Here is a 15,800-nt window from a genome sequence, read left to right on the forward strand (position 1 = left end):
GGCGGGACCGGTGGATGATCCACCGGTCCCGCCGCTGTTACGATGGCAGCCAGATCCGGCTGCCCGTCCTGAAAGGCATCAATGACTGTTGTACCCCTGCCGCTTGAGCAGAACCACGCCGGCGACACCCTGGTCCACGGCTCCGACGGCGGGTCCGAGGTCCGGCGTTCAGTGCTGCCAGGGGGAGTGCGGGTACTGACCGAGGCGATGCCGGGACAGCGGTCTGCCACCATCGGCTTCTGGGTGGGCGTCGGATCCCGTGACGAGGCACCCGGCCAGCACGGGTCCACCCACTTCCTTGAACACCTGCTGTTCAAGGGCACCAAGCGCCGCACGGCCTTGGAGATTGCTTCCGCGTTTGACGAGGTGGGCGGCGAATCGAACGCGGCAACGGCCAAGGAAAGCACCTGCTACTTTGCGCGGGTGCTGGACTCGGACCTTCCCATGGCCATCGACGTCATCGCTGACATGATCACCGGCGCCGTGCTGGATCCTGACGAGATGGAGCAGGAACGGGACGTCATCCTGGAAGAAATTGCCATGGACAGTGATGACCCCACTGATGTGGCGCACGAGCACTTCGTCGCCGCGGTCCTCGGCAGCCATCCGCTGGGACGGCCCATCGGCGGCACTCCCGCCGCCATCAAGGCCGTAGCCCGCGATTCCGTGTGGGAGCACTACCGCAGGTACTACAAGCCTGAAGAGCTGGTCATTACCGCCGCCGGCGGCCTGGACCACGACGTCGTATGCGGACTCGTGGTGGATGCCCTCCAGACCGCGGGCTGGTCGCTTAAGCCGGACGCCGCGCCGGTGCAGCGGCGTTCCACCGAACGTGCCCTGATCACGGGAACGGCGGGCCTGCATGTGGTCAAGCGGGCCGTGGAGCAGGCGAACATCATCATGGGCTGCCCCACGATCGTTGCCACCGATGAACGCCGCTACGTCATGAGTGTCCTGAACGCGGTCCTGGGCGGCGGCATGTCCTCGCGGCTGTTCCAGGAAGTCCGTGAGAAGCGCGGGCTGGTGTACTCCACTTACTCCTTTGCCTCGTCCTACGCCGACGCCGGCTACTTTGGGATGTACGCGGGCTGCACGCCGTCCAAGGTCCGGCAGGTGCTGGACCTGCTGGCTGTGGAGCTCGACAAGCTCGCGGAACACGGGATTTCAGACGACGAACTGCGCAAGGCCGTGGGACAACTGGGCGGCGGAATCGTCCTGGCACTGGAGGACACCGGCTCCCGGATGTCCCGGCTGGGCCGCGCCGAACTGGTGTCCGGCGAGTACCAGGACATTGACGAAACACTGCGGCTGATCAAAGCCGTCACCACGGAACAGGTCCAGGAGCTTGCCGCCGAACTCGCCGCCGCGCCCCGGACCGTCACCGTGGTTGGCCCGTTCGACGAGACCGAAACCTTCGGCCTGTAACACCCCGCGCCGCGGAGATGCCGCGAAGACGCTGGCGGCCCGGCTCTGCAGAGTCCATCCTGAGTGGGGAGTGATTCTTCGGCAGGGGAAGGCGGAACGGTGAACGGGCCAGGAGCGGAGCACGGACATCCGGCGTTAACGAACCTGCTGGGTCACTGGCAGGGCTACACACACGTGGCTGCCGGTCCCTGGGGGCCGGAACACCGCGTGAGCGCCCAGGTGTCCTACACGCAGGTTGCCGGGGGCCTCGGCGTGGTGCAGAGCTACCGGCACATTGAACCGGACGGCAGCCACTTCGAAGGCCACGGCATCTTCACGATCGATCCGGTCCACAACGACGTGCTGTGGTACTACGTTGACAGCACCGGCGTGCCGCCCGGCAACGCCGCCCGCTGCACCTGGCGCGACGGCGTCCTCCGTGTTGAACGCCGCAATGCCGGAGGCTGGACGCGCCACTCCATCGAGGTGGCGAACGGTGTCCTGACACACGTCACCGAATTGCGTTCGCCCGGGCGGGACGACGGCGGCGACGCCCCGGAGGCCGGTGTGGACGGCGAGGCTTTGTCCTACAGGCCATTCATGCGCTCGGAATTCCACCGCGCCTGAGGCATGGCTAGGACGCCGCCTCGATAATGCGCGTTTTCGGCGCACCGGCGAGGGCAGGGGCGTTGGCGGGCGAACGCCATACCTGTGTTCGAAGGTTCGTGAGCAGCTGCTCTGCCTGGGCCAGGTCCGCGAAGTCGAGTTCCACAACAATGTATTGCGGTTCGCCCACGGGCCGGCCTATCCGGTGCGCGAGAACCCCTGACGCGGACCGGCCCACCGGATCCCGGTCGAATGCCGCCTTCCACGTGCTGAAATCGGTGATGCTGTGTTCGATCTGCAGGGTGAACATCCCAGTCTCCTTACTCGTCCCGCCAGGTTGGAGGACGCTCCACGCTGCTAAAGCTAGACGGTCCGGGCTGCGGCGGGTATCCCAGAATTCTGGGTGGCAGCGCCTCCGGGTTGCCCGGGATGGCCGGAGCATACTTGGAACATGACCAAGGGCTGGGCTGGAAACCGGAGCCAGGAGCGCATCCGACTCCTGGCAGGCTCGGACCTGGATCACCAAGCTCTCCGGACAGCGATTCTGGCAGAAGTGGCCACCATGGTGCCTTTCGATGCATTCGTTTGGCCGCTGTGTGATCCCGTCACGACGGTAGGGATGGCGCCGAGGGCCAGGATTCCCTGCCCTCAGGAATTGCCCACACTTATCCGCCTCAAGTACCTCTCCGGGGCCGGCCGCTGGACCGAGCTGATGCATTCGCCGGTGCCGGCGGCATCCCTCCTGAAGGCAACGCAGGGAGAGCCCTCCCGCAGCCCGGTGTGGAGTGGCGTGTTGCAACGCTATGGGGTCCGCGATGTACTGTCCGTCGTGTTTGCCGACAAGTATGGGTGCTGGGCCTGGCTCGATTTGTGGCGGACGGGCGATTCGGTCCCCTTCACGGATGAGGAAACTGCGTACCTGGGCGAGCCCGCAGCGGCAGTGACCGCCGGCCTGCGGAGGTCCGTGGCCAGGCAGTTTCGGACTCGACTGGAACCGGAACCTGGCCCGGACCCGGCCGCCGGGACAGGAGCCGGGCAGCCCGGATTGCCGGAGCAGGCTGTCCTCACCCTGGACGACGATCTGGCGATAGCTGGCCGAACGGCGTCCGTGGACGACTGGCTGCAGCTGCTTCAGCCTGGTCCGGTCCCTCACGATCATGTGCCTGCTGAGGTGTTGAACGTTGCTGCCCAGCTGGCGGCAAGGGAAGCACTGGTGGACACCCACGCCGCGGAATGCAGGGTGTACGTCGGGGCGGGCCGCTGGGCCTCCCTGCGGGCCAACCGCATGGAGTCGGGAGTGTCCGGACCCACTCCACCGGTGGCCGTGACGATTCAGGCCAGCACGCCTGCCGCGCGGCTTGACATGTTTGCCCGGGCGTTTGGCCTGACACCCCGGCAGGGGGAACTGCTGTGGCTCACTGCAACAGGGGCCGATACGGCAGCCATGGCGGATGCCCAGGGCGTGACACCGTACACGGTCCAGGACCAATTCAAGCAACTCTTCCAGGCTTGCGGAGTCCACAGCCGGGCGTCACTGCTGGCCATTGCCCTGGGAACGGGGGCCCGGGTCTAGCGGTGGGCCGTCGTCTTCTGGAGCCACGCGTTGACGCACATGCCCCTGGGGGAGTCCTACGACAAGAGCACGTCCCAATTCCCCGCCGGGTCTGGCGGCAGGAAGAACGGCATGGCGTAGAAATCGTCCCACAAAGGATCTGTTGGCGGGAGTTGATCCGGCTCAAGCAAGTTCCCGCCAGGCGGCTCCTCGCTTGGCACCTCCAGCCACTCCGGCATGTCAGCCAGCAACTGGCACCATTGCGGCAGCCCAAACGGCAGATCGCGCCGCAATTCAGGCGGTGGTGGTTCCCGTAGCCCCGCTTCGTCCGCTTTCCGGGGTGTGCCCAACCCTCCCGGTGGGTTCAAGACTGCCGGTGGGTCTGGCGCTGCCGACGGGTTCAAGACTGCCGCTGCGGATTGCCCGGACACGGTGCTGTTCCTCCGCAGAAGCCCTGGCGGCCAGTGGGTTGGTTCGGGGTCTTGGTGTTCGGGGTTGTAGTGGCGGCCGGTGGGTGAGGTCCAGCCGGGTGGTCCGTTGTTGGTGGTGGGGTCGGGGGTCCAGGCGCGGGCGTGTTTCAAGCGGTGATGTTTGGGGCATAGCTGGGCCAGGTTCCGGATGTCTGTTCTGCCGCCGTGTTCCCAGGCTGTGAGGTGGTCGGTGTGGTTGTCGGGGGTGTGGTTGCTGCAGCCGGGGAAGGTGCATTTCCGGTCCCGCATGCGGATCCATTGTTTGATGGTTTCGGGGAGCCGGTAGCGGGTGCGTCCGATCTCCAGTGGTGCCCCGTCGCGGGGGTCGACCAGGACCCGGTAGAACGACTCCGCCCCGTCCGCGACAAGCCTCCGTGCCATCGACGCCGGGATCGGGCCCAGGCCGTCCAGCACCGCCGGCTCATCGGTGAGGCCGAGCAGCGAGAAGACCGGGACGGTGACCAGGACATCGGCCCGCGGGGTGGGAACCTTGCCAACACCACCAGTGCTCCCTGTGCCGGAAACGCTGCCTGCGCCCGTTCCCGCAGCATCACCAGTAGCCCGTGCAGCCCCACCCACAGCAGCCTCGGCCGTGGCCGTGGTGGTTCCGGCGCCGAGGAGGAGTGATGCTGCGATGTCGGGGCGGAGTTGGGTGAGGGAGCGGGGCTCGTCAGGGCCCTGCAGGCCGCGGGCGGTGGCGGTGGTGCGGTTCCAGATGGCGCAGGCGGTGTCGCCGGGGAGGTAGAGCGAGAGCCAGGCCATGCCGTCGCGGTCCGGGGTGTATTCCATCCGCCGGTCCGCGACGCCTTTGGCGTGGCGTTTTTCGAGGGTTTCGGGGTGGTGGCGTTCCCGCCAGGCGCGGACCTTGGCGCGGAACCGGGCAGGGACAAGTTCACCGGGCGCGGCGCCGCGGGCGGGGTTGGGGGCGTCGGGGTCGAAGAAGTGCGCCACCAAGGCAGCAGCCCCGTCAGGGGTGAGCCCCTCGGTTTCGTCGGCGACAATCCTGGCATGCTGCCACGACAGGTCACCGGCTGACAGGGCGCCCAGGAGCGGCGGCAGGGAACACACCCGGCGGGATTGTTCCACCAACCCGCCTGCGGCCGCGGAACTGATGCTCAGGACACCGGCGATCTCCTCCACCGTTGACATCTCCGAAAACATGCGCTCATCCACCGGGGCGTCAGGGGCAAGCAGTGCCTGCTGGAAACCGACGCACTCCACGGCATCACGAGCTTTGACCGCAGCGAGCTGAGCCTCGACCCGGGAGACTGCCTCCAGCCGTTCCAGCCGGAGCTCGTACCGCCGCTGCAGCACATCGACGTCAGCACCAACACCGGTCCCGGCGGCAAGGAAATGATCCTGACGGTCCAGCGCATCGAGGGCAGCAACAGAGGCAGAAACACCCTCCAACACCACCCCAACATCCGTGCCGATTCCCATACCCACATCATCCAGCGAGGCACCGACATTCAAAGCCACGGCAGCTTTGGCAAGGCCAGGGCGGCTGCTGCCCATTCGCCTGGACGTGCGCGAATACTTACCCGCCGGCGAACGGAGGCAGTACGTCCACCACGTCGTCCGGACCAAGGACTGCCGCCTGGTCCCGTACGGCCACCTCATTGAGCAGGAAGCTGCTGCGGGAAAGAAGCCGGGAAAGGGGCGGGGTCCCGGCAGGGGGTTCAGGGCGGTCCACGGCCAGCACGGCCTCGAGCAGGTCCGCCACGGTGGCGCCCTGGGGAAGGTGGAACTTCTCTTCCTCGAAACCTGCCGCAGCGCGTGCGGCAGCAAAATAACGTACAAGCATCCCGGTCAGCCCCCGATAGCACTCATGCTGCGGTCCGGCTGGACGAAGTCCGGAGCATCCAGTCCCACGTGGTCCATGCCGTGGGCTTTCGGTTTGATCCACATGGCGTCCTGCCACCGCTGCGCCAGATCATCATCGGTGGCGCCCGCCCGCAGCAGGCCCAGCAGGTCGAACTCCTCGCGGGAGAACAGGCAGCTCATGATCTTGCCCTCGGCGGTGATCCTGGTGCGCCGGCAGTCGGAGCAAAACGGCTCGGTGACGGAGGCGATAATTCCCACGGTTCCCAGCACCGGTCCGTCCGCGTCCGCGGAACCTGCCGCCCGCCGTCGTACTTCAAACCGCTCCGCAGGAGCGCCGTCACGTGCCCGGGGATCCGGAGTGAGGGCAAAGTCCCGGGACAACAGCCCGCGGATCTCGGCTGCCGTGATCATGTTGCGGCGCGTCCAGCCGTGGTCCGCATCGAGCGGCATCTGTTCGATGAACCGCAGTTCGTACCCGCGCTCCAAGGCCCACGCGAGCAGCTGCGGCGACTCGAGGTCATTGATGCCGCGCATCAGGACGGCGTTCAGTTTCACAGGGCCCAGGCCGGCAGCCCAGGCGGCGTCCACACCCGCCAGGACCTGGTCCAGGAACGGACGCCGGGTCAGCTTGGTGAACGTTTCCTCATGCAGGGAATCCAGCGACACATTGATGCGCGTCAGGCCGGCGTCCTTGAGGGCCGCTGCCTTCTTCGCCAGGCCAACGCCGTTGGTGGTCATGGAGATCGGCAGGTCCGGGTGGTTGGCCCGCAGTGCCGAGATGATCTGGACCAGATCGTGCCGCACCAGCGGCTCACCGCCCGTGAGGCGCAGTTCGCGCACTCCCAGCTGCTCCACGCCTACCTTGACGATCCGCACGATCTCCTCGGCGGACATGACGGCCTGCTTTGCCAGCCATTCCAGGCCCTCTGCCGGCATGCAGTAGGTGCAGCGGAGGTTGCACTTGTCCGTCAGGGACAGCCTCATGTCGGTGGCGCGGCGGCCGTAGCGGTCCGCCAGCCCGGCCGGTGCATCCGCTGGCCGGCGCGCGGGAACGCCCGGCAGCGCCGATGCTGCTTCCTCCCGCGGCTGCGGCATGCCTAGCTGGACAGTCATGAAATCAGGCTACGCCACGTTGAGCCGCCCATCACACCCGTGACCCCGCTGTGAGACGCGGGGCAGGAATCCCGGCGGCACCGGCGCCGGGGACCACCGGCAAACCTATGCTGGTGTTGTGAGGAGTTCCCAGCGCGGGCATGCGGCGTACGACGGCGGCGCCGGCCTTGGGGAGCGGGCGGACAGTCCCTTCCCACTACCGGCAGTCCCGCGCGCCGGAGGTGGTTGGGCCGCGGCTGCCGGGATAGCCGCGGCAGGCGGCGGTATTGCAGCAGGGGAGTTGGCTGCGGGGGTTCTCAGCCCCTCCCTTTCGCCGTTGACGGCCGTTGGCGGTGCCGTGATCGATGCCGTGCCTCCGGGCGTCAAGGACTGGGCGATCTCTGTCTTCGGCACGGCCGACAAGGCAGCTCTCCTGGTGGGAATGGCGTTGGTCATCGCCGCCCTGGCCGCACTGGCCGGAGCGCTCGAGCGCCGCCGCCGGTTCACTGGTGCTGCCGTGATCGGAATCTTTGGACTTGCCGGAGCGGCCGCCGTCCTGACGCGTTCCCAGATGACCCCCCTGTCCCTCGTGCCGCCGCTCCTGGCCGCGGTGGCCGCCGTCGTGCTGTTGCGGTTCCTGCTGCGCAGGCTGCAGGCATGGGATGCCGCGATTGCCGGCCAAGCGGCCTCCCACCAAGCGGCCTCCCACCAAGCAGCCTCCCACCAAGCAGCCGCAGATCATCCCGAGGACAGCCTTCCCGCTGCCCCCGGCGAGGCCACACCGGACTCCGCGGCCACCCCATCGCGCCGCGGCTTCTTCCAGGCCCTGGGCATCACCGCAGCGGCCGCTGCGGCAGGGGGAGTACTGGCGGGAATCTGGCGCGGGGCCACCATGGCTGTCAATGAGGCCAGGGCACGCATCACCCTGCCCGCAGCGGCATCGCCGGCAATACCTGTGCCCCCTGCTGCGGAAGCCGGTGTTGCCGGAATGCCGCCGCTGGTGACCCCGAACCGGGATTTCTACCGGATCGACACCGCGCTGTCCGTCCCGGCGGTCAGCCCGGATACCTGGGTCCTCAAGGTAACCGGCATGGTGGCCCGGGAAGTCCTGCTCTCCTTCGCCGACCTAATGGCGAAGCCCCTCACCGAGCGGCACATCACCATTGCCTGCGTCTCCAACGGAGTGGGCGGCGACCTGATCGGCAACGCCGGCTGGCTCGGCTGGCCGGTCCGGGAACTGCTGGCCCTGGCCGTTCCCCAGCCGGGAGCAGACATGGTCCTCTCCCGCAGTGCCGACGGCTGGACCGCCGGGACGCCCCTGAATGTCCTCACCGACAACCGGGACGCCCTGCTTGCCGTGGGCATGAACGGTGAACCGCTCCCGCTGGAGCACGGCTTCCCGGTCCGGTTGGTGGTTCCCGGCCTCTACGGCTATGTCTCGGCCACCAAATGGGTCACCGAGCTCAAGGTCACCCGGTTCGCCGATGACGCCGGATATTGGACCCCGCGCGGCTGGTCCGCGCGCGGCCCCATCAAGACCTCGTCCCGCATCGACGTCCCCCGCAGCGGCCGCCCGGTCAACGCGGGAACAGTTGTCTTCGCCGGCGTTGCCTGGGCCCAGCACACCGGCATCCGGAACGTGGAACTGCGGATCAACCGGGGACCGTGGCGGGAAGCGGAACTGGCCACGGGAATCTCCGCCGACACCTGGTACCAGTGGAAGCTGGCCATGGACCTTGCCCCGGGGCAGTACGAGGTCCAGGTCCGGGCCACCAACCTGGCGGGCGAACCCCAGGACGAAACCGCGCGGCCGCCCGCACCGGACGGCGCCACGGGATTCCACACGGTTAGAGTTGACGTGAAATCCTGACGGCCCAAACCCTGACGGCCCAAACCCTGACGGCCCAAACCCTGACGGCCCAGACCAAAGGCGTATCCATGACCAGCCACACCCCGCACGCCCTGGCAGACCACACCCCGGAAGGCCACGTCCACCATGCAGCGGAGGGTTCCCGGTCGGTCGCTGGCCATGCCGCCGCAGTCGTGGAACTCCTGCGGCCGCTCCTGTCAATGGACCGGATGGAAACCCTCCCGCTTAGCCAGGCGCTGGGCCGGGCCCTGGTGGACGATGTGGCCGCGCCACTCAGCCTTCCTCCTTTCGCCAATTCCCAGATGGACGGATACGCCGTCCGTGCCGGTGACCTTCCCGACGGCGGCGGGGACCTGCGCATCATGCCCCCGGTTCCGGCCGGGTCAAGCCCGGAGCCGCTCGAACCGGGAACCGCGGCACCCATCATGACCGGTGCCATGATCCCGGCGGGGGCCGACGCCGTCGTACCCATTGAAAAGGCGGTGCCCGATCACTTCCTGGACCCCGGAAACACAGCGGGGGACGGCAGCGGCGCCACCGTGCGGCTGCCCGGCACCGCGCCGGGAACGTTCGTGCGCTTCCCGGGCAGCGACATCGCGGCGGGGGAGCGGGCGCTGGCCTCGGGGACCTGCCTGGGGCCGGCCCAGTTGGGGCTGCTCGCTGCCTTGGGCCTCCCGGAGGTGGCGGTGTACAAGGCGGTGACCGTCCTGCTCGTCACCACGGGCGACGAAGTGGTGGAACCCGGCCTGCCGCTTCCTCCCGGCAAAATCTACGACTCCAACGGAACGCTCCTTGAGGCCGCCATGAAGCAGGCGGGACTCACAGTCCGCCGCACCGGCATCTCCACCGACACTCCGTCGGAACTGCAGGCGCTGCTGCGGACCGAAAGCCCGGGGGCTGACCTGATCGTCACCACCGGCGGGGTCAGCAAGGGGGCCTACGAGGTGGTGCGGCAGGCAATGGCGGACCAGCCGGTCCGCTTCGTGCACGTGGCCATGCAGCCGGGCGGCCCCCAGGGACTGGGAACGTTCGACGGCGTGCCGTTCCTTGGGTTTCCCGGCAATCCGGTCAGCTGCCTGGTGTCCTTCGAGATGTTCCTCCGGCCCGCTTTGTCAGCCTTGCTGGGGGCACCGGGCCGGAGGCTGCCGTTGCGCGCCCGCCTTGATCTTGGGGGCCCGGGCCGTCCGCTCACCTCTCCCGGGCACAAGCACCAGGTCCGCCGCGGCAGCCTGCAGCCGGACGGGACCGTGAAGCTGGAGGGCGGCGAGAGTTCGCACCTGATGCACGCACTCGCGGGGTCGAACGTCCTGGTTCATGTCCCTGTGGGTGTAACGGAACTCGCTGACGGCGACGAGGTGGAAGTATGGATGCTGTGAACGCAGAACATACCCCCGCACTGACGCACCTGCGCCAGGACGGCAGCGCCCAGATGGTTGATGTCTCCGCCAAGGCCGAGACCACGCGGGAGGCCACCGCCACCGCCACCGTCCGGACCACCCCCGAGGTGATGCAGCTCCTGGGCTCCGGCGGGCTCCCCAAGGGCGACGCCCTGGCCGTTGCCCGGGTGGCCGGCATCATGGCGGCCAAGAAGACGCCGGACCTGATTCCGCTGTGCCATCCGTTGCCCCTCTCGAAAGTCACCGTTGACTTCGACCTCGGCGCGGCCGCCGTCACCATCAGCTCCACCGTGAAGACCAGGGGCGTCACGGGAGTTGAAATGGAGGCCCTGACGGCTGCCTCCGTGGCAGCCCTCAGCGTTTACGACATGATCAAGGCCGTGGACAAGCATGCCGTCCTGACGGACATCAAGGTGCTGGCCAAGAGCGGCGGCAAGAGCGGAGATTGGGCACTGTGACCGACCCCAACATCCTGGACGTCTCCGAACCCCACCGCCACGGCGACGTGCAGGGGCGGAAGGCCGGCGTCGTTATCGCGTCCACCCGTGCCGCAGCGGGCATCTACGACGACGAAACCGGCCCCGTGATCACCGACTGGCTCACTGAACACGGCTTTGACGTCTTCCCGGCCATGGTGGTTCCCGACGGCGAGCCCGTGGGCGCTGCCATCCGGGCGCTCCTCACCCAGCGTCCCGCCGTCGTCATCACCAGCGGCGGAACCGGCCTCAGCCCGGACGACCGGACACCCGACGTCACCCTGCCCCTGCTGGACCGGGAAATCCCGGGCATCATGGAGGCGATAAGGCGTGCCGGCGCTGCCAAGACTCCGCTGGCGGCCCTGAGCAGGGGCTATGCGGGCGCTGCCGGGCAGACGTTCATTGTGAACCTGCCCGGGTCACCGAAGGGTGTCATGGATGGGCTGAGCGTCCTGGACCCGGTGATCGGACATCTTTGCGACCAGTTGGAAGGCGGACATGGGCACTGAAGCAGCATTCGAGGTAGTGCGGGCAGTCCTGAGCGCGGAGCCCATCTCCGTGGACCAGGCGATTGCCGCGGTGGAAAGCGACACTGCGGGTGCGGTGGTCAGCTTCAGCGGTGTAGTGCGCAACCACGACGGCGGCAAGGCCGTCGAGCGCCTCAGCTACAGTGCGCACCCCACGGCGCACCAGGTGATGGCCGACGTCGTCGCGCGCCTGGTTGCCGAGCAGGACGCCGAGGCCGGTGACGCGGCCGGGGAGACCCCCGCGGGAAAGGCAGCCCAACCCGTCAGGATCTGGGCCGCACACCGGATCGGGATGCTGGAGATCGGGGACCCGGCGCTGGTGTGCGCGGTATCCGCCGCGCACCGCGGACAGGCGTTTGCCGTCTGCTCCGAGCTGGTGGACCGGATCAAGGACCAGGTGCCCATCTGGAAGGAACAGTTCTTTTCGGACGGCACCGTGGAATGGGTCGGCGCCGGCAGCTGATGCCGCGCCGGGGCACGCCGGGCCGCGCCTCCACGCTGCCCAGGCCGGCCGGCGTTGCTCCGCAAACTGCGAGGTAACGCACGCCGTCCGGTTCCTGCCCCAACCTGTCCCGCCGGTAGGGTTAATCCCATGACCGAACAACACCCCGCCCCCAAACTGGTGGCCGTCCTTGGCGCCAGTGGACGCATGGGCGCCGAGGCCGTTAAGGCCATTGATGCCGCGCCCGACATGAAGCTCGTCGCAGCCCTGGGACGGGGTGACTCGCTGGAGCAGCTGACGGCCTCCGGTGCCCAGTACCTGGTGGACCTCACAGTCCCCGAAAGCACCGAAGCCAATGTCCGCTTCGCCGTCGAGCATGGGATCCACGCCGTGGTGGGCACCACCGGCTGGGACGCGGGACGCCTGTCCGCGCTGGATTCCCTTTTGGCGGAGCACCCGGAAACGGGCGTACTCATCGCGCCCAACTTTGCCTTGGGCTCTGTGCTGGCTTCGGCGTTCGCCGCGAAGGCGTCAAAGTACTTCGAGTCCGTGGAAATCATCGAGCTCCACCATCCGGACAAGGTGGACGCCCCTTCCGGCACCGCCGTCCGCACCGCAGAGCTCATCGCCGCTGAACGCAAGGCTGCCCAGGTGCCGCCCAGCCCGGATGCCACCACTTCAGAACGCGCGGGCGCACGCGGCTGCGACGTGGACGGCGTCCGCGTCCACAGCGTCCGGCTCCGTGGCCTCGTGGCCCACCAGGAAGTCCTGCTGGGCGGTCCCGGCGAGCAGCTGACCTTCCGCCACGATTCCTTCGACCGCGCGTCGTTCATGCCCGGCGTGCTTCTGGGCGTGCGCAACGTCGCTGCCCACCCCGGGCTGACCGTGGGCCTGGACGGTTACCTGGACCTGGGACTCTAGGCCGTGAACGGGTTCGCAGCCGGTTTCCTTAAGAACCGCACCAAGATCTGGGTGGGAGCGGTGACGCTGCTGCTGGTCTTCTACCTGGTGGTGTCCTTCCAGCGCTCGCTCCTGCTCCTTGCAGACAGTAACCTCACCGCCAAGGCCATCGGGGCCGCCTACCTGGTGCTGCCCATCGTTGGCGCGTGGGCCCTGATCCGCGAACTTATGTTTGGCGCCCGCACCGAGCAGATGGCCAAGGTCCTGGAAGCCGAAGGCGGACTGCCGGTGGACGAGCTTCCCCGCACGCCCGGTGGCCGGATTGTCCGTGCCGCAGCCGACGCGGAGTTCGAAAAGTACCGGGCCGAAGCCGAGGCCGCTCCCGATGACTGGCGTTCCTGGTTCCGGCTCAGCTGTGCCTATGACGCCGCCGGGGACCGCAAACGCGCGCGGGCTTCCATGCGCGACGCTGTGAAGCTCTTCACCACGGCATCCTAGCCCCTGCTGCCGCAGGGGTTCAGGACAGGGCCTTGAAGCCGCCGCGCCCCACCAGGCTTGCAGTATGGCCCACCCATTCCAGGGGGCCGCGCCACGACATCCGCGCAAACACGATGCCCACGGCGATGGCAGCCGCGGCATGGGCAAAGTACATTCCGTCCTCGGTCCAGCCTGCGGGCAGCGGTTTGAGGTAGAAGCTGGAGACCACCCAGACGTGGACGGTGTACAGCGTCAGCGTCATGGCGCCGGGTCCCCGCAGCGGCAGCAGCAGGTCCAGGTCCACCCATTCGGCCAGCCGCCCCAGAAGCAGGCAGGCACCGATGACGGCCGCCGCAACTGCCGAGGTATGCAGCAAATCGAGCGGCGTACCCGAATGCGGTGCGGCCGATGCCAGCCACCACCATGAACCTTCCTGGGGGAGTCCGGCCAGGTTCACCTGCAGCACGCTGCCCAGCGGGTAGCCCGGTGAGTTCAGGACCTTCTCCAGCGCTGCGCGGCCGCCCCAGTCCTCCATGGCCGCGACACCCACGCTCTTGGCCGCCACGGCCACTACCGTTCCGCCCACCAGCAGCAGCGCGGGGACCAGCGCCTTGGTCAGCACCAGGCGGCCGATGGCCAGCCCCACCAGCAGGTAGGACAGCCACTGCAGCACCGGGTAGTAGCCCGTGAGGAACAGGTCCGCGAGCAGCCGGGACGGCGTTCCGAGGTCCTCCCATGCCGGGTTGTGGCCCAGCCTCAATGGCGGCTCCGGGGCAAGGAGCCAGGGCCGCAGCAGGTAGGCCAGCACCGGGGAGCCCAGGATCCAGCCGGCGGCCCACGCACACAGGCGCTTCACGCCCAGCCCCAGGAAGGGCAGGACGCACAGGAACAGCACGGCGTAGTGGACCAGGATGATGGCCACGTTCACGTCCAGGCCGCCCAGGGTCAGTCCGACGGCGGCAATCACCAGGGCGCGCAGCCCCACCCCGCGGCGGGCCGCGGAGAGTTCGGCGCCCTCCAACGGCCTGTTTTTTCCCGTGGACAGGGCAAGCCCGACGCCCGCCAGTACTGCGAAGAGGGCGGCGGCCCGTCCCGAGAACGTGAGGCCGATCCAGGTTGGTGTGAGGCTTGGGTTCGATTCGAACGTTGGCAGCAGGTGAGTGGCCATCATGCCCAGCAAAGCCAGGCCCCGGGCCGCATCGATGCCCCTAAGACGCCCCGGTTGTTGACGGTCTGCGGTCTTCCGGGGCCGGGTGGCCGAGGTGCGGGACGTCATGACCAGATCGTCTCACATGCGTCCGTGGGCTGGCTGCCGCAGGGGGAGACGCAGAGGTGTGGGCTCTTGTATTCGAATATATGTTCGAATAGCATGGGGCCATGGAGATGCCATCATTGGGAGCCGCTTCCCCGCAGGGATTTAAGCCTGCCCCGCAGGGATTTGAGCCTGCCCCGCAGGAAAGCCAGGGTTCAGGAGTGCTGAAGGCGATGAGCCCGGGCGTGGTGGACTACCTGTTCCGCCAACTTGTCTCCGGGCGTCCGGCCGAGGACGTCCAGTGGGAACGGGAAGGTATCAGCCTGTCCGCCCAGCCGGAAGGAGCGGAGCTCGCCCGCCGACTGGCGGAAACAGACATTGACGCCCTGACGCCCACGGAGCTGTTCCACTATGTTCGGGCGGCGCAGCGGCTCGCCGCTTGGGCTGAGGACCTCCGGCAGGCCGCCGTCGGCCGCTATTGCCACGCCGGAGCGGGTGCTTCGAAGTCCGGGCGGAGCCGTATTTGACGCTTGTCACGCCCGTGGCATTGTCCTAACCAGCCGGGGACAGGGTAACGTTTTTTCCATGGCTGACTCTTCCGCGCATATCCCTGCCCTCGGTACCCTCCTGACCGCCATGGTCACGCCGTTCACCAAGGACGGCGCAGTGGACTACGACCAGGCGGCAGCGCTGGCCAGCAAGCTTGTCGACGACGGCTGTGACGGCCTGGTGGTCACCGGCACCACCGGTGAAACCTCCACGCTGACGGACGAAGAGAACCTCGGCATGTTCCGCGCCGTGAAGGAGGCCGTCGGCGGCCGGGCGGCCATCATCGCCGGCACCGGCACCAACGACACCGCGCACTCGGTCCACCTTTCCCAGCAGGCTGCTGCCCTCGGCGTCGACGGCCTCCTCCTGGTGACTCCTTACTACAACAAGCCCAGCCAGGCCGGTGTCCGCGCCCACTTCGAGACCATCGCCTCGGCCGTGGACGTACCCGTCATGCTGTACGACATTCCCGGCCGGTCCTCCATCGCCATCGAGCCAGACACCATGATCCGGCTGGCGCAGCACCCCAACATCGTGGCCGTCAAAGACGCCAAGGCCGACTTCATGGCAGCCACCCGTGTCATGGCGGAAACGGACCTCCTGTTCTACTCGGGCGATGACGGACTGACCCTTCCCTGGATGGCGCTGGGCGCCGTCGGCCTGGTGGGCGTTACCACCCACGTCGCCACCCGCCGCTTCCGCGAACTCATCGACGCCATCAACGCCAACGACCTCGGCACCGCGCGCAAGATCAACTTCGAGCTGCAGCCGGTGGTACGCGCCACCATGACCCGGGTCCAGGGCGCCGTGGCGGCCAAACAGATTCTTAAATGGCAGGGAGTCCTGCCCAACTCGATCGTCCGTTTGCCCCTCGTGGAGCCGGACGAAACCGAGATCGAAACCATCCGCGGGGATTTGGCGGAAGCGGGGCTGGTCTTCTCCTGAGGCTAAGACCGGCACCC

At 67.9% G+C, this 15,800-nt stretch carries 17 protein-coding genes; 12 read left to right on the forward strand and 5 right to left on the reverse strand.

The window, feature by feature from the left end; genetic code table 11:
- Positions 1-81 precede the first annotated feature (81 nt).
- A complete protein-coding gene (locus OUO20_RS04000; protein WP_018772253.1) occupies positions 82-1,425 on the forward strand; it encodes a M16 family metallopeptidase in 1,344 nt (447 codons plus the stop codon).
- A 99-nt stretch (positions 1,426-1,524) separates the two neighbouring features.
- Complete coding sequence (locus OUO20_RS04005; RefSeq protein WP_326498066.1) at positions 1,525-2,031, forward strand: DUF1579 family protein; 507 nt, start codon at positions 1,525-1,527, stop codon at positions 2,029-2,031.
- Between the two features lie 7 nt (positions 2,032-2,038).
- Here the strand turns inward: OUO20_RS04005 and OUO20_RS04010 are convergent, their stop codons facing one another.
- Positions 2,039-2,320, reverse strand: coding sequence for a hypothetical protein (locus OUO20_RS04010; protein WP_018772255.1), 282 nt, complete (start codon positions 2,318-2,320; stop codon positions 2,039-2,041).
- A 345-nt stretch (positions 2,321-2,665) separates the two neighbouring features.
- Here OUO20_RS04010 and OUO20_RS04015 point away from each other — a divergent pair, with 345 nt between their 5' ends.
- Positions 2,666-3,583 (forward strand): helix-turn-helix transcriptional regulator, encoded by a 918-nt coding sequence (locus OUO20_RS04015; RefSeq protein WP_223994641.1) that lies wholly within the window; start codon positions 2,666-2,668, stop codon positions 3,581-3,583.
- Positions 3,584-3,639: 56 nt separating this feature from the next.
- On the opposite strand, the gene OUO20_RS04020 is transcribed toward OUO20_RS04015, so the two are convergent.
- From OUO20_RS04020 to moaA, 3 genes are all read right to left on the reverse strand, one after another.
- Positions 3,640-5,472 (reverse strand): HNH endonuclease signature motif containing protein, encoded by a 1,833-nt coding sequence (locus OUO20_RS04020; RefSeq protein ID WP_268003378.1) that lies wholly within the window; start codon positions 5,470-5,472, stop codon positions 3,640-3,642.
- Positions 5,473-5,569: 97 nt separating this feature from the next.
- Positions 5,570-5,836, reverse strand: a complete 267-nt coding sequence (locus OUO20_RS04025) for a MoaD/ThiS family protein (protein ID WP_056390936.1) — start codon at positions 5,834-5,836, stop codon at positions 5,570-5,572.
- Between the two features lie 5 nt (positions 5,837-5,841).
- Positions 5,842-6,969, reverse strand: a complete 1,128-nt coding sequence (gene moaA / locus OUO20_RS04030; RefSeq protein ID WP_268002883.1) for a GTP 3',8-cyclase MoaA — start codon at positions 6,967-6,969, stop codon at positions 5,842-5,844.
- A gap of 265 nt (positions 6,970-7,234) precedes the next feature.
- On the opposite strand from moaA, the gene OUO20_RS04035 reads away from it, so the two are divergent.
- From OUO20_RS04035 to OUO20_RS04065, 7 genes are all read left to right on the forward strand, one after another.
- Positions 7,235-8,818, forward strand: a complete 1,584-nt coding sequence (locus OUO20_RS04035) for a molybdopterin-dependent oxidoreductase (protein WP_268003379.1) — start codon at positions 7,235-7,237, stop codon at positions 8,816-8,818.
- A gap of 68 nt (positions 8,819-8,886) precedes the next feature.
- Positions 8,887-10,194: a molybdopterin molybdotransferase MoeA gene (locus tag OUO20_RS04040; RefSeq protein WP_268002884.1), complete on the forward strand. Its 1,308-nt coding sequence runs from the start codon at positions 8,887-8,889 to the stop codon at positions 10,192-10,194.
- Positions 10,182-10,673, forward strand: coding sequence for a cyclic pyranopterin monophosphate synthase MoaC (gene moaC, locus OUO20_RS04045; protein ID WP_026266123.1), 492 nt, complete (start codon positions 10,182-10,184; stop codon positions 10,671-10,673). The genes OUO20_RS04040 and moaC overlap by 13 nt, the downstream gene beginning before the upstream one ends.
- Positions 10,670-11,200: a MogA/MoaB family molybdenum cofactor biosynthesis protein gene (locus OUO20_RS04050; protein WP_018771608.1), complete on the forward strand. Its 531-nt coding sequence runs from the start codon at positions 10,670-10,672 to the stop codon at positions 11,198-11,200. The genes moaC and OUO20_RS04050 overlap by 4 nt, the downstream gene beginning before the upstream one ends.
- Complete coding sequence (locus tag OUO20_RS04055) at positions 11,190-11,681, forward strand: molybdenum cofactor biosynthesis protein MoaE (protein ID WP_018771607.1); 492 nt, start codon at positions 11,190-11,192, stop codon at positions 11,679-11,681. Before OUO20_RS04050 ends, OUO20_RS04055 begins: the two co-directional genes overlap by 11 nt.
- 129 nt (positions 11,682-11,810) lie before the next feature.
- Entirely contained in the window at positions 11,811-12,581 is a 771-nt protein-coding gene (dapB, locus tag OUO20_RS04060; RefSeq protein WP_018771606.1) for a 4-hydroxy-tetrahydrodipicolinate reductase, read from the forward strand.
- A gap of 3 nt (positions 12,582-12,584) precedes the next feature.
- Positions 12,585-13,058, forward strand: coding sequence for a hypothetical protein (locus tag OUO20_RS04065; protein ID WP_018771605.1), 474 nt, complete (start codon positions 12,585-12,587; stop codon positions 13,056-13,058).
- Positions 13,059-13,077: 19 nt separating this feature from the next.
- Here OUO20_RS04065 and OUO20_RS04070 read toward each other — a convergent pair whose 3' ends face one another.
- Positions 13,078-14,313, reverse strand: a complete 1,236-nt coding sequence (locus OUO20_RS04070; RefSeq protein ID WP_268002885.1) for a heparan-alpha-glucosaminide N-acetyltransferase domain-containing protein — start codon at positions 14,311-14,313, stop codon at positions 13,078-13,080.
- A gap of 101 nt (positions 14,314-14,414) precedes the next feature.
- Here OUO20_RS04070 and OUO20_RS04075 point away from each other — a divergent pair, with 101 nt between their 5' ends.
- Together OUO20_RS04075 and dapA are read left to right on the forward strand one after the other, a co-directional pair.
- Positions 14,415-14,816, forward strand: coding sequence for a hypothetical protein (locus OUO20_RS04075; RefSeq protein WP_377204893.1), 402 nt, complete (start codon positions 14,415-14,417; stop codon positions 14,814-14,816).
- Positions 14,817-14,874: 58 nt separating this feature from the next.
- Complete coding sequence (gene dapA, locus OUO20_RS04080) at positions 14,875-15,783, forward strand: 4-hydroxy-tetrahydrodipicolinate synthase (RefSeq protein ID WP_018771602.1); 909 nt, start codon at positions 14,875-14,877, stop codon at positions 15,781-15,783.
- Positions 15,784-15,800: the final 17 nt, after the last annotated feature.

The sequence above is a fragment of the Arthrobacter sp. FX8 genome (genome assembly GCF_026723805.1).
Lineage (GTDB): Bacteria > Actinomycetota > Actinomycetes > Actinomycetales > Micrococcaceae > Arthrobacter.